Origin of the sequence: Aliarcobacter lanthieri (assembly GCF_013201625.1) — a bacterium.
In the GTDB taxonomy this organism is placed as follows: domain Bacteria; phylum Campylobacterota; class Campylobacteria; order Campylobacterales; family Arcobacteraceae; genus Aliarcobacter; species Aliarcobacter lanthieri.
On record NZ_CP053839.1, the window covers coordinates 811,036 to 825,437 of the forward strand.

At 25.3% G+C, this 14,402-nt stretch carries 14 protein-coding genes; 9 read left to right on the top strand and 5 right to left on the bottom strand.

Annotation, left to right across the window (positions count from 1 at the left end):
• Window positions 1-37: 37 nt before the first annotated feature.
• Genes ALANTH_RS04060 through fliK form a run of 3 tightly spaced genes read right to left on the bottom strand, consistent with a single transcriptional unit; the run spans window position 38 to window position 2,941 of the window.
• Entirely contained in the window at window positions 38-985 is a 948-nt protein-coding gene (locus ALANTH_RS04060) for a hypothetical protein (RefSeq protein WP_026808024.1), read from the bottom strand.
• Between the two features lie 8 nt (window positions 986-993).
• Window positions 994-1,272 (bottom strand): EscU/YscU/HrcU family type III secretion system export apparatus switch protein, encoded by a 279-nt coding sequence (locus ALANTH_RS04065; RefSeq protein ID WP_026803787.1) that lies wholly within the window; start codon window positions 1,270-1,272, stop codon window positions 994-996.
• A gap of 1 nt (window position 1,273) precedes the next feature.
• Window positions 1,274-2,941, bottom strand: coding sequence for a flagellar hook-length control protein FliK (gene fliK, locus ALANTH_RS04070; RefSeq protein WP_026808023.1), 1,668 nt, complete (start codon window positions 2,939-2,941; stop codon window positions 1,274-1,276).
• Between the two features lie 158 nt (window positions 2,942-3,099).
• Between fliK and arsC the strand changes: the two genes are divergently transcribed.
• From arsC to ftsZ, 6 genes are all read left to right on the top strand, one after another.
• A complete protein-coding gene (arsC, locus tag ALANTH_RS04075; RefSeq protein ID WP_026803785.1) occupies window positions 3,100-3,456 on the top strand; it encodes an arsenate reductase (glutaredoxin) in 357 nt (118 codons plus the stop codon).
• Window positions 3,446-3,811: a hypothetical protein gene (locus ALANTH_RS04080; protein WP_026803784.1), complete on the top strand. Its 366-nt coding sequence runs from the start codon at window positions 3,446-3,448 to the stop codon at window positions 3,809-3,811. The genes arsC and ALANTH_RS04080 overlap by 11 nt, the downstream gene beginning before the upstream one ends.
• Entirely contained in the window at window positions 3,798-6,131 is a 2,334-nt protein-coding gene (locus tag ALANTH_RS04085; RefSeq protein ID WP_063353224.1) for an AAA family ATPase, read from the top strand. Before ALANTH_RS04080 ends, ALANTH_RS04085 begins: the two co-directional genes overlap by 14 nt.
• Window positions 6,132-6,193: 62 nt before the next feature.
• Window positions 6,194-7,660: a peptidylprolyl isomerase gene (locus ALANTH_RS04090; RefSeq protein WP_026808021.1), complete on the top strand. Its 1,467-nt coding sequence runs from the start codon at window positions 6,194-6,196 to the stop codon at window positions 7,658-7,660.
• Between the two features lie 3 nt (window positions 7,661-7,663).
• Window positions 7,664-9,055: a cell division protein FtsA gene (ftsA, locus tag ALANTH_RS04095; RefSeq protein WP_026803781.1), complete on the top strand. Its 1,392-nt coding sequence runs from the start codon at window positions 7,664-7,666 to the stop codon at window positions 9,053-9,055.
• Complete coding sequence (ftsZ, locus tag ALANTH_RS04100; protein WP_026803780.1) at window positions 9,055-10,203, top strand: cell division protein FtsZ; 1,149 nt, start codon at window positions 9,055-9,057, stop codon at window positions 10,201-10,203. Before ftsA ends, ftsZ begins: the two co-directional genes overlap by 1 nt.
• Window positions 10,204-10,216: 13 nt before the next feature.
• On the opposite strand, the gene ALANTH_RS04105 is transcribed toward ftsZ, so the two are convergent.
• Both ALANTH_RS04105 and ALANTH_RS04110 read right to left on the bottom strand, forming a co-directional pair.
• On the bottom strand, window positions 10,217-11,311 hold the full coding sequence (locus ALANTH_RS04105; RefSeq protein WP_026808020.1) for a YeeE/YedE family protein: 1,095 nt from the start codon (window positions 11,309-11,311) through the stop codon (window positions 10,217-10,219).
• Window positions 11,311-11,571, bottom strand: a complete 261-nt coding sequence (locus ALANTH_RS04110) for a hypothetical protein (RefSeq protein WP_026803778.1) — start codon at window positions 11,569-11,571, stop codon at window positions 11,311-11,313. The genes ALANTH_RS04105 and ALANTH_RS04110 overlap by 1 nt, the downstream gene beginning before the upstream one ends.
• A gap of 169 nt (window positions 11,572-11,740) precedes the next feature.
• On the opposite strand from ALANTH_RS04110, the gene metX reads away from it, so the two are divergent.
• Genes metX through nhaA form a run of 3 tightly spaced genes read left to right on the top strand, consistent with a single transcriptional unit; the run spans window position 11,741 to window position 14,351 of the window.
• On the top strand, window positions 11,741-12,847 hold the full coding sequence (metX, locus tag ALANTH_RS04115; protein WP_026803777.1) for a homoserine O-acetyltransferase MetX: 1,107 nt from the start codon (window positions 11,741-11,743) through the stop codon (window positions 12,845-12,847).
• Window positions 12,848-13,042: an exodeoxyribonuclease VII small subunit gene (gene xseB, locus ALANTH_RS04120; protein ID WP_026803776.1), complete on the top strand. Its 195-nt coding sequence runs from the start codon at window positions 12,848-12,850 to the stop codon at window positions 13,040-13,042.
• Window positions 13,035-14,351: a Na+/H+ antiporter NhaA gene (gene nhaA / locus ALANTH_RS04125; protein WP_051488710.1), complete on the top strand. Its 1,317-nt coding sequence runs from the start codon at window positions 13,035-13,037 to the stop codon at window positions 14,349-14,351. The genes xseB and nhaA overlap by 8 nt, the downstream gene beginning before the upstream one ends.
• Window positions 14,352-14,402: the final 51 nt, after the last annotated feature.

Below are 14,402 nucleotides of genomic sequence, written 5' to 3' on the forward strand. Positions count from 1 at the left end.
TTTATTTTAATTGTAGGTTATTTATAATAACCTGCAATTAATCTCTAGCTTCTATTACTCTTCTTTGTAACTCTTCTTTTGTAAATATTTTTGATAATTTTTTTATGCTTACCCCATTTGATAAGCTTATGATAATACCTTGATTGTCTTCACTAAATTTAGCAGATTTTATAATAGCTTTTATTTTATTTTTAAATTCATCTATAATATATATTTTTCTTCCTACAAAAAGTTCATTTAAAGTTGGTTCTTTAAAATTTCCTATTCTATTTCTATTATTATATAGATATTTCCATATTTTTAGCTCTTGCTCATAGTTTAAAAAGTAGTTTGTATAGTCTGAAAAAACTCTATCACCTTTTATATAAAACTTCGTTTCAGGGAAAAATCCTTCTATACAGTTGCATAAAAACATATCTTTTTGTTGTTCTTTTATCTTTGAAATACAAAAGTATTTAAACTTTTTAAGTTTATCAATAAATAATAAATCTTCACTATTTTGATTTTCCAATATAGCAAAGATATTGAAAAGTTCTTTGAAATCATCTTCATTTGAAGCTAGAGTTTTAAGTACTTTTATACTCAAATTTGTTTCATCTTGTATATCTTTACTTATTTTATATGCTTTGAAATTTGATTTTTTTAAGTCTATTATTTGGATTTGATTTTTTGTTTGGTTTAATAAATATATTTTTGAATTATCATTTTTTTCTACTATAAAAATATTGTTTGTATCTATTTGTAAAGTTTTGAATTTTGCTAGGATTTGTTTTTTGAAATCAGTAATTTTTTCTTCTATTATACTATATTTAAAATCACCATTTTTTAAAAATTCTATTAGTTCATACTCTATATTAAAATCAAGATAACCACTATTTGAATACTCTTTTTTTTGGCTATCAAACTCTAAATCTAAAGATAAAAGATAGTTTTTATGTCTATAAAGCTCTTTTTGATCTTTTATGATAAATTTTTTTAAAATCATTTTTTATCCTATTTTTTATTTTTATTTGATAAGTCATAAATAAATGCAAAAATTTCTGCAACAGCTTTGTACATTGAACTTGGTATCTCTTTATCTATATTAATTTGAGATAATAGTTCAACTAAATCTTCATCTTTTTTTATAGGGATATTATTTTCTTTTGCAATTTTTATAATATTGTTTGCTGTTTCACCTTTTCCTTTTGCAGTAATTTTTGGAGCATTATCTACAGTTTTGTCATATTGTAAAGCTACAGCTTTTTGAATATATTGGCTTTTTTCTTGCATACTACGCCTTTATATCAATTCTTGAACTAAAAGAATTATTATTATAGTAATTTTGTTGGTAGATATTTGCTGGTTTTTCTTCTTCTATTTCTTCATCTTTCATATCAAGTAATTTTATATTTATAGGAATTAAATCAACATTGTTTAATGCTATTTTTAGTTGTTTGATGTTGTCTCTAATTGCTATTTTAAAATGTTCTCTTTGAGCATAAATAGTCATATCTATCTTATTTTCATCATAAAGAGAAAGCATCAAATCGACTTTTCCAAAATCTTTTAATGTTAGTTTTATTTGACAAAAAAATTTATCTTCTTCTTTTTGTTTCATTTCTATAGTTCCATCTTCTAACATTTCCCAAAAAAATGGAATATAAACATAATTTGAATTTGAAACAATAGAAGTTAGTTGGTGATAATCTACTTGAGTCATTAAGTTATTTATATTTCTTAAAGTATCTTGAGATTTTACATCAGTTTTATTTATCAATTCATCTTGCATTTTTAATAAAACTGATTTAAAATCATCATCTAGTTTTATATTTGATTTTAAATTTTGAGTTGGGTTATTTAGTTGTTCTTGTATGATAGTTTCAACTTTCTTTATTAAAGTATTAATATGTTCTTGTATTTGGCTATTTTGTGGATTTTGTGAAATTAAACTATCTTTTAGAGCACTTAGAAGAGGGCTAAGATTTGTTGTAATATTATTTGAAAAAGTTGATATATTTGTATTTTGTAAAGATGTTTGAGTGTTTTGTAGCGTTATTTCTGATTTTGAAAAAAAATCATTTATTTTTAAAAGATTATCTATTATAGGTAAAATATTTTTATTTTGTATCATAGTAGGATTTTGTAATATATCATTTTTTATTTGTACTAAAAGCTCTTTTAGTTGAGAATTTATATTATTCTTTGTATCTAAAATAGGTTCAGATTGTATAGGATTATTTTGTAATTTTGATTCTATCAATGAACCTTGACTTATAATAGATTTTAATTCATTTACAAATGTATTTAGATTTTGTGTTTGTGGATTGTTCAAACTATTATTTAAGGATTGTAACGAATTTGTAAGAGTTTTTAGACTATTTTGTAAATCTGCATTTGTAAAAATAGAATTTGAAAGATTTTTAACAATATTATTTAAAAGCGTATTTATCTCTTTTGTTTGTGGTGTATCAATATTTTTTAATAAATTTGATATGTTTTGTAAAATATTCTCAATTTTTGTTGTTAAATTTGAGTTATTAGATAACTTGTTTTCTAAAAATATCCCACTATTTTTTAATTGTTCTTTTAAATTATTTGCATCAATATCTTTTAAATTTTTTAAAAAATTTTCTAATAATGGCTTGAATTTTTGTAAAGATTCATCATCTTTTATACTATCAAGTAGATTTGAGATATTTGTTGAAACATTGCCTAAATCTTTGAAAAGATTAGAGTTTTTTAGCATATTTTCTAAAGTAGAGTTTGATTTTGTACCATCTTTTATATTATCAAAAACCTCTTTCAAAACTTTTCCTGCATCAATAGTTGTTGTTGAGTTTTTATCTTGTTTTAAAAGATTATTCAATGTCTTATTGTCAGTCTCTTTTAGTACATCATTTAAGATTTTATTATTATTCGCTAAAAGTATATTTAGTGCTGATCCATTTGATATTAACATAAGAGATTATAACACAAATGATTATAAAAATGTACTATATAAAAAAGTGATTTAATAATGATAAAATTTTTTAAAGATGAAATATTACATAATGTAATGTTTTATATTCTATAAAAAATATTTGGATATAATAAAAGACTTAATAAAAAAGGTGTTTTATGCAAGATATTCAAATTTGGCACAATCAAAGTTGTTCAAAATCAAGAGATGCTATGGATTTGTTGAATGAAAAAAATATAAAAGTAGAAGTTATAAATTATTTAGAAAATCCACCATCAATTGAAGAATTAAAAGATATATTAAAAAAATTAAATATAAAAGCAAAAGAGCTTTTAAGAGATAATGAAGAATTATATGTAACTTTGAATCTAAAAGATGAAGATAATGAAGAAAAAATCATTGAAATTATGGTACAAAATCCTATTTTAATACAACGCCCAATTATCATAAAAGGACAAAAAGCTGTTATTGCAAGACCAATTGAAAATTTAAAAGAGCTATTGAATGAATTTTGAACTCAATGAAAAACAGCTACGGATAAGATATATAAGAGTTTTAGAAAAGTTTTTTACTAGGACTATTTCTTTATTGAAACTTGAGAATTTTGATAAAGATGTATTTATTAAAAGAACTTTTAAAAACTATGAAGATATGAATAAAACTCCTAAAGTTGAATTATATACTGATTATTATACAAGTCTTAATCTTTTTATAGAAAAAAGTATGAATTTTGTGAAAAATCCAAGTCAAAATTTTGAAGATGAAAGATCAACACTTTTAAAAGACGCAAATTTACTACAAAAAGAGAAAAATAAAAGTAGATATAAAAAAGATAAACATAAAAAAGATAGATTTAATGATGGATATTAATGAAGAGAAGAATTATAACTTAAGTGGAGTTCTAAAAAAAGTTCTTTATAAAAATGATGAAACAAAGTATGTTATAGCTGTTTTAGAAAATAATCAAAAAATATGTGGGACATATTTTGATGCTGATATTGAAAAAATGGTAGGTGAAGAGATACTAATGAGTGGTAACTGGACTACTCATAATAAATATGGAGTTCAATTTGAATTTAATACTTTACAAGTAAAAGAACATGAACTTTTTTTCTTTCTTACAAAAATTGTAAAAGGGTTTACAAAAAAATTAGCAAATGAAATATTGGATAAGTATAATGAAGATGGATTAATAGAAATTTTAGAAAAAAATCCAAATGAATTACTAAAGTTTAAAGGTATAAAAGAAAAAAAATTAAAAAGTATAATTGACTCTTGGCATCAGTTTAAACACTTAAGAGAATTGGGAAGCTTTTTAGGAAAATTTGGAGTAACATCAAACTTAATTACAAAAGTTTATGCAACATTTAGTGAAGTTGATAACTTAATAGAAAAAATTAAAAATAATCCATATATATTAATAAATATAAAAGGAATAGGGTTTAAAAGAGCAGATGAAATAGCAAAAGCTTTAGGAATTGATCCAAAATCACCTTTTAGAATAAGGGCATGTGTAAATTACACTTTAAGAGAGTTTTGTGATAATAATGGAAATTCATCAATAGATAAATTTCATCTATATAAGCTTTTAGATGATAATTTAAGATTTATAAATGAAGAACATTTATATGAAGAAGTTATTATTGAGATGCTTGCAAAAGAAGAAGTTTATACAACAAAAGAGAATAGATTAGCCCCTTCGATGTTATATTTTGCAGAAAAAAATATTTTAGATTTTTTTAATAGAAGAAAAGATGAAAAGAACAAAAAGATTATTGAATATTTTGATGACTATTTAGAAAAAAAAGAGAAAACTTTAGGTTTTTCTTTAAGTGATGAACAAAAAAAAGCTGTTGAACTTATAAATAGTGGAGAAAAGACTCTATTTTTAATAGGTTATGCAGGGACAGGGAAATCTACTTCAAGTAGAGCTATATTAGAACTTCTTGAAGAGACTATGAGTTATGATGATATTATGACTATAGCTTTAAGTGGAATTGCTAGTCAAAGAATAAGCGATACAACAGGATATAACTCTTCAACTATTCAAAGTTTACTTGTAAAACATAAAGAGAAAGATTTTTTTCCATATAAGGCTATTTTACTTGATGAAGCTTCTATGGTAAATTCAGTTACTTTTTATCAGATTATTTCAAAAATCGATGATGATACGATATTTATAATTGTAGGAGATGATGGTCAGCTTCCAGCTATTGGAGCAGGAAATATATTAGCAGATGCTATCAAATATGAACTTGCACCTATTTGTAAGCTTACAAAAATATATAGACAAAATGAAAATCAAGCAATAGCAGTTATTGCAAATGATATAAGAAAAGGTGAATTGCCAAATTATAAAGAAGAATATGAAGATTTTAAATTTGTTGATGTATCTATCTCAAACTATTATTCTATAAAAAACTCATTGAGTCAAAATGAGTTTGCAAATTTGAGAGGAGAAAATAGTGAGTATATTTTGAATAATATTCTAAATATTTCTAGTGATTATATACAGCAGTATTATGAATATATTAAAAATAAAGATATATCAAAAGCTTTGATTTTATTTCAAGTTATTACTCCTATGAAAGGTGGAATGCTAGGAGTTGAAAACCTAAATATTGAACTTCAAAGGTTATTTAATCATACAAAAACAAAGAGTTTAAAAATAAAAGAATTTGAGTATAAATTAACAGATAAAGTAATTCATATAAAAAATGAAAATATGAAAGCTCAAACTATGAGTATGTATAAAAGCAATTCTACTGAGTATATGGAAAGAAGAGTTTATAATGGACAATTAGGACTTATTATAAAACTTGATTTTGATGAACAAAAATGTATAGTTTTATATCCAAATGATGATATGGTAGTTTTTTATGATTTTGATAATATTCAAAATCTTTTATCTTTAGCATATTGTTTAACTATTCATAAAACACAAGGGATGGAGTATGAAAATGCACTTATTCCTATGAGCTTTTCTCATTATATTATGCATAACACAAAACTATTATATACTGCAATTACAAGAGCAAAAAAAATGTGTTTTATAGTTGGAGAAGAAGAAGCTTTTAAAAGTGCATGTAAAAAAATAGAAGTAACAATAAGAGAATCTATTATAAATGATTTAATGAGTAAAAATTTAAAGAGTGTAACTTCAAAAAACATAGAAACAATAACAATTTAAATAACATAAAAGCAACTTTTTAGTATTATCGACTTTAAAAAAATTTTAGAGGATTAAATCTTATGATAACTTGGATGCAAAGGCATAAAAAGTGGTTGGTAATTACTATTTGGATTAGTACAATAGCATTTGTTGGTGCTGGATTTGTTGGCTGGGGTTCTTATAACTATGGCTCAAAAGGTGGAGTTGTAGCAGTTGTGGGAAATAAAGAAATTACAATAGATGAATATAATCAAGAGTATTCAAAATTATATTCTCAATATGCTCAACTTTTTGGAAATTCATTTAATAAAGAATTAGCAGAGCAATTAAGATTGAGTGATGTTGCATTTTCTCAACTTTTACAAAAAAATCTTATTATGGCTTATGGAAGTGATTTGGGTTTAATTGTTACTCAAGAAGAGGTAGCAAAAGAGTTAATAAAATATGAAGAGTTTAAAACTGATGGAAGATTTGATAAAGATAAATATATAAAAATTCTAAATCAAAATAGAATGTCTCCAAAAGAATTTGAAGATAGTATAGAAAGTTCTATTTTATTTCAAAAAATTCAAGCACTATTTAATATAGAGCCAATAGCAAATGAGATTGAGAATATTAGTAAATTATTATTTATTGAAGATGATATAACTTATAAAATTTTAAATATAGATGATATGAAAGTTACTGCAACTGAAGATGATATAAAAAAGTTTTATGAAGATAATAAAAATTTTTATAAAAGTGAAATTTCTTATGATTTAGAAATAAAAGAATTGGGTTTAAAATCTGCAAGTTCTACTGAAGAAGAGATACAATCTCACTATGAAAAGTTTAAAAGTGATTATAAATTTGAAGATGGAAAATTAAAATCTTTTGAAGAAGCAAAAGAACAAGTTATTAAAGATTTAGATGAAAATTTTACAAAAAGAGAAGCTTTAACTTTATATTTAAATCTTAAAAAAGGTGAAGATAGTTTTGAGAAAAAAGTTACTTTTGAAGATAGTAAGCTGCCTTTTATAGCTGAAAATATAGAAAGAATTAAAGAAGCTAAGAATACAGAAATTATAAAACCATTTTTTGAAAATGATAAATTTTATGTAGTGAAATTATCAAAAATAAATCCATCTACTATTTTATCTTATGAAGATGCAAAAGATAAAGTGCTAATTGATTTAACAAAAGAATTGAAATCTAAAAAACTTGATGAAGTTGCTCAAAACGAATTAAAAGAGTTTAAAGGTATTGATGTAGCTGGAATTAATCGTGCAAGTGCAGCAAAAATTCAAGGTTTAAATGAAAGAGAAGCTATAGAATTTTTAAATCAACTTTTTGCTAGTTCACAAAAAGAGTCTGTAATTAGAGTTGGTTCAAAAGCTATACTTTATAGAGTAAATAGTTCAAAAATGGCTAATTATGATAAATCAAAAGATAACTTTATTAAAGATGAAATAAAACAAGTACAAGAAGCAGATTTAATATCAAATCTTCTTAAAAAACTTGAGAATAGTTTTACAATAAAAACATCTATACAAACTACAAAGGAGTAGTAATTGAATAATATAAATGATGTATTTTTAACAATAAATATCGGTTCTAGTGCTACAACAGCAGTAATAACTAAACCAAAATATGATTTAGATAATAGTGTTGAAATACTAGGTTTTGGTATTCAAGAAAGCATAGGAGTAAATAAAGGTTTAGTTACAAATATTGAAGATATCTCAAGAACTATAAAAGATGCTATCTTAAAAGCAAAAGAAAGTGTTACAGAAGCTATTGGGACAACTGTTGTATCAATTTCTGGTAATTATACAAAAGGTATCAAAGGAAGTGGTGCAGTAAATATTCCAAATGGACTTGTAACAGAATCAGATATTAATCAAGCTATGCAAATGGCACTTTCAAATTCTATAATTCTTCCTGAATATGAAGTTGTACATGTAATTCCATTATTTTTTAAAGTTGATGAAGAAGAAGTTGATAATCCAATTTCTATGAATGGAAGTAGACTGGAAGTTTCTGTTTACATTGTAACTGCAAAAAGAAATGCACTTATAAATATTAAATCAGCTTTAAAAGTTTTTGGAATTGATGATGTAAGATTTGTTTTAGATTCTTATGCTTCAACTTTAGCTGTTTTAGATGAACAACAAAAGAAAATTGGAGCAGTTGTAATAAATCTTGGAGCAACGACAACAGAATTTGTATATTTTAAAGGAAACTCTATTATTTATAATGGATTTATCCCTGTTGGGTCAAAAAATATTACGAATGATTTATCTGTAATGTTACATACTCCTATAACTTCAGCTGAAAAGATAAAAATAGATTATGGTTCTTTAATTAAAGATTACTCAGGAAATGGAGATTTAGGACCATCTAAAGTTACAATTCCAAGAATTGATGATGAAGAAAATTTCTCAGAAGTTGCACTTGATTATATTCAAACTATAATTCATGCAAGAGTTGAAGAAATAATAGTTTTAGTAAAAAACCAATTAAAAAAGAATGCTTTACTAGATAATATGGGTTCTGGAATAGTATTAACAGGTGGTATGAGTGAACTTGGTGGTATCAAAGAGCTTACTAAAAAGATTTTTGAAGGAATTCCAGTTTCTATTTCATCTCCAAAAAATCTTCCAAATGCTTTTAGAGTTAGTTTTGATGAACCAAGTAAATCTACAGTTGTTGGATTGATAATGTTTGCTTTAGGAATAAATAGAGGTTACCAATTAGATTCTAGTAAAAAGCTTATTCGTCCAATTAGAAAAGGTAAAACTATAGAAAAAATATCAATTTCTACTATAAATAATCAATCTCAACAAGGAAATAATCCAGATATGAGAATTAGTAGTAATGAAACAATTTTACAACCACTTGATAAAAATAAGAAAAAAGGACTTTGGAGTAGATTTATACAGAAAGCTGAGGAGTGGTTTTAATGGAAAATAATAATTTATTTAGAATAGATGATATTACTGTAACAGAAAAGATGCCTACAAAAGCATTATCAAACAATCTTCCTAAAATAGCAGTTATTGGAGTTGGTGGAGGTGGTTGTAATATGATCAATCATATGATAGAAGAAGGTACTCATATGATTGATCTGATTGTTGCAAATACAGATTTAAAAGTACTTCATGTATCAAAAGCTCCAAAAAAAATAGAGTTAGGGCATAGTATTAATAATGGTTTTGGTGCTGGAATGGATCCTGAAGTTGGAAGAAATTCAGCACTAGAAAGTTATGAAGAAGTAAAAGAGACTTTAAAAGGTGCAGATATCGTTTTTGTTGCTGCTGGTCTTGGAGGTGGTACTGGTACTGGTGCTGCTCCAATAATAGCAAAAGCTGCAAGAGAAGTAGGAGCTCTAACTGTTTCAGTGGTTACTAAACCATTTAGTTTCGAAGGAAGACAAAGAGCAGGATTAGCAAATCTTGGGCTTGAAGAATTAAAAAAAGTTAGTGATTCTTTAATTGTTATTTCAAATGATAAACTTATTTCAACAGTTGATGAAAGCCTAGGAATGAGAGATGCTTTCAAAATTGTGGACAATATTTTGTATCAAGCTGTAAATGGAATGAGTCAAGTTATTTTAAATCCTGGAAGTGGAGCAGATATTAATGCTGACTTTGCTGATGTTAAAACTATTATGAAACATAAAGGTATCGCTTTAATGGGAATTGGGAAAGCAAAAGGTGAAGATGCTGCAACTATAGCTTTAGAAAATGCTGTAAATTCTCCTTTATTAGAGAAAGTTCCAATTGATGGAGCAAAAGGTGTTTTAATTCACTTTACAGTATCTCCAGAAATTTCTCTTTTAGCAATTAGTGATATTATGGGAAAAATCAATGAAAGATCTGATATTAATGCACAGATTATTTTTGGAACTACTACAGATACAACTTTTGATAGAGATGAAGTAAAAATTACTATTATAGCAACTGGTTTTGAAGCAAAAAATGATAATAAAGATGAAGAACTAGAAGATGGTAATGATGACTTAGAATCAACAAAAGTTGAATCAACAGAGAGTACTCTTGATACTCCACCACTTATGAGAGGATATACTGTTGAATATCCACTTAACTAAGGTTAATCCTTAGTTAAATATCATAGTTTATAGGTTTATTTTTATCATTATCATCCCACTCAAATATAAAACACATTGGAAGTTTATTGTATTTATGTAATATCTTTCCTGTAAAATATCCTGAAATAAAAATTGAAATAATTGCTAAAAATGAACTAAACGCTAAAGTTGATAAACCACTAAGACCTTGCCCAACTGTACATCCAATAGCCATAATACCACCAATACCCATCATCGCCCCACCAATCATATTGTACTTTACTTTATTTAGATTTTTATTTGCTGTACATCCAAAGCTATATTTTTTATTAAAAAAAGAAGAAATATATGTTCCTATTAAAGCTCCAATTACAATACAAACACCCAAAGACAATTCATTTACTTCATAATATGTAAATAATTCTAAAGTTTTTGCACTAGGATAAACAAAGCTAATACTAGTTAATTCAATAGTTCTTTCAAAACTTTCACTACCAAGATATCCCGTAATAAACCATGCAAAGCTAACTAATAAACCTATTAGTACTCCATCAAATAAAGAGAAAACTCTTTTAATTTTTTTTATTAAAATTGCTAAGATTACTATTAAAATAGCTAAGACAACAAAGATATTTAATTGGAAATTATCTATGCTTTTTGAAATTTCTATTAAAAATTCATTATTTATGAATGGATTAAAAATACCATATAAAATACCTTTTGTTGTTGCATAAGCAAATATTGCTATAAATAGTAGTGTAATTATTGCATTTGAGTCACCTTGTCCAAATTTTACAATACTTCTACTGCTACAGCCATCTGCAATCATCATTCCACTACCAAAAAGTATCCCACCTAAAATAATAGCAAAATAGTTGATATTTGATTTAAAATAAGCACTTTGTGTAAGATCAATATTAAAAATACTTACTATAATTGATGTAGAAATAACTGCTACAATCATTGCCATTACAACTGAAGCAGCTCTTTTTGTTGATTTTATTAAAATATAATCTTTTATTGAACCACTAAAACAAAATTGATTTTTTTGAGCAATTATTCCAAATAAAAGACCAATAATTAGTCCTAATATATTGACGATTTTATATATTTCTAAATCTTCAAACATTATAACTCATCCTCATCTGATCTCATATCTTCTAAATCAAGTAGAATATTATTCGCTTCTTCTTCACTTAATTTATTTAAAGATATTTGATTTAATGCTTCATCATAGAATTTTTTTATATCTTTGTAATATTCTAATTCTATTTCCAAATCTTCATCATATTTTTTTTCTAACATTTTTTCTATAGCTTTTATTTCATCATTTACTTCAATAAGAACATCATTTTTTAAAATATCTTCAAGTTCTTGTATTTTATTCATAAATTTCCTTTTCATAATTTTTATTGATAATTTTATAAAAATTAACTTATATTTATAGATAATCTTCTTAAATATTTATTAAATTATATACTTTTTGTTACTAAAAGGCTTTTTTATCTTAGTTTTGATAAACTCTTTGGCAAAAAAACTAATAAATTTGGAATATAATTTGAAGATAGAGACAAAAATAGAGAAATTTAATGAGCCATTATATCTTGAAAGTGGAAGACTTTTAGAAAAATTTGAGATTATTTATGAGACTTATGGAACATTAAATGAAGATAAATCAAATGTAATTATTATTTGCCATGCACTTTCTGGTAGCCACCATGCAGCTGGACGATATGAAAATGAAGCAAAACCAGGATGGTGGGATAAGTTTATAGGTGATGGAAAAGCTATTGATACAAAAAAATATTTTGTAATTTGTTCAAATAATATTGGAAGTTCTTATGGTTCAACAAGTCCTATGAGTATTGATCCAGCTACAAAAAAAGAGTATAGATTAAAATTTCCTGTTTTAACAATATCTGATATTGTTAAAGCACAAATGAAACTTTATGGAAAATTGGGTATTAAAAATGCTATTGCTGTTATTGGTGGAAGTATGGGAGGAATGCAAACTCTTTGTTATTCAATAGAACATCCAAACTTTGCCAAACACTATATTGCAATGGCAACAACAGCATATACAAGACCTTGGGTAATTGCTATAAATAAAATAGCACTTGAAGCTATAAGACATGATCCAAATTTTAAAAATGGAAATTATGAAAAAAATGATTTAAAAGCTTTAGGTTTACCTGGACTTGCAGTTGGAAGAATGGCAGGTCTTATAGCATATCTAAGCCCAGGACTTTTTAATAAAAAATTTGGAAGAGATTATGTACAAACAGATGGATTATATGAACTTTTTGGAAGATTTGAGATAGAAAAATATCTTGAATATAATTCATATAGTTTTCCAAAGTTTTTTGATCCTTTATCATATTTGTATATTTGTAAAACAATAAATATTTTTGATGCAGGAAGAAATAAAGATAAATTAGAAGATAGTTTTTTAAAAATAGAAGGAAAACTTCATCTAATAGCATTTAGTGATGATATGTTGTTTTTTCCGAATGAGATGGAAGAAATACGTGATATTATGATAAAAATAGGGAAAAAAGAACAAGTTACATTCAAACTTGTTGATAGTTCAAGTGGACATGACTCATTTTTAGTTGAAGTTGAAAAATTTGAAGAACATATAAAAGATATTTTAAAGGAGTATTAAATGGAAGAAAAAGATATAAATTTTGAAGATAAAATATTAAAAGCAAAAGAGATTTTAGAAAAACTTTCAAATCCACAAATTACACTTAGTGATTCATTAAAACTTTATAAAGATGGAATAGGTGAATTAGAAAATGCACAAAAACTTTTAGATGAAGCAAAACTTATTTTTAATACGGTGAATAAAGATGATTGAAATAGGTGGTAAAATCAAAAAACGAAGTAGGGTAATAGATACTTTTATATCAAAAGAGGCTTTAAGTGGACTTCTTTTAATATTTGTTACAGTTTTCGCAATATTTATAGCAAACTCTAATATTGGTCCTATGTACTTTGAACTTTGGGATAAAGATTTTGGATTGGCTTTAGGAGGACAAACTATTACTATGCCTCTACGACTTTGGATAAATGATGGTTTGATGGCACTATTTTTTCTAATGGTTAGTTTAGAGATAAAAAGAGAGATTTTAATTGGAGAATTAGCTGGAGCTTCTAAAGCATTTTTTCCATTTATTGCATCTTTGGGTGGTATGATAGTTCCAGCATTAATTTATATCTATTATAATCCAGATAATATGATAGGATTTGGTATTCCAATGGGAACTGATACTGCCTTTGCAATAGCCATTTTAATGCTTTTAGGAAGAAGAGTAAATCCTTCAGTAAAACTTTTTTTAGTTACACTTGCAGTAATTGATGATTTAGGTGCTATATTAGTTGTTGCTTTGATTTATACAAGTGAATTACATTTAGAGTATTTTGTTCACGTAGGAGTAGTTTATTCTTTAATATGGTTATTAAACTATTTTAATGTTAAAAAACTTTTACCATATTTAATATTAGGTATATTTTTATGGATATACATTCATGAAACTGGAGTTCATGCAACTATTGCTGGTGTTTTATTGGCTTTTGCTATTCCTATTAGTTCTAAAATGGATGAAAAAGATTTTATTGATACAACTAAATCTAATCTTTATGATTTTGAATCACATCAAGATGCAAATCCAATTTTAAATAATAGACAAATAAATGCTTTAGAAGGGATAGCTTATGGATATGATAGAGTTCAAAATCCACTTATAAGATTAGAACATAATTTACATGGTTTTTCAGCATTTTTTGTAATGCCAATATTTGCTTTTTCAAATGCTGGAGTATTACTTGATTTTACAGCTGTTACTCAACATTTGATGATAGTATTAGGTGTAGGATTAGGTCTTTTAGTTGGAAAACCTTTAGGTATTTTTTCTTTTGTCTATATTGCAACAAAATTTAAACTTATTAAAAAACCATCAAATATATCTTGGTTTGAAATCTTATCTGTTGGGTTTATCGCTGGGATTGGATTTACAATGTCTATTTTTATAGCAAATTTAGCATTTGATGATGAAGTTATAATCTCTGCAATAAAAATAGGAATTTTCTTAGCATCTTTTGCAGCAACTGTCATAGGTGTAACTTTAATTATTCTTAAAGATAGATTAAAATATAGAAGCAAATAGCTTTTATATTTTAAAATATTCAAAATTTACCCAAATACTACCATAAATTGT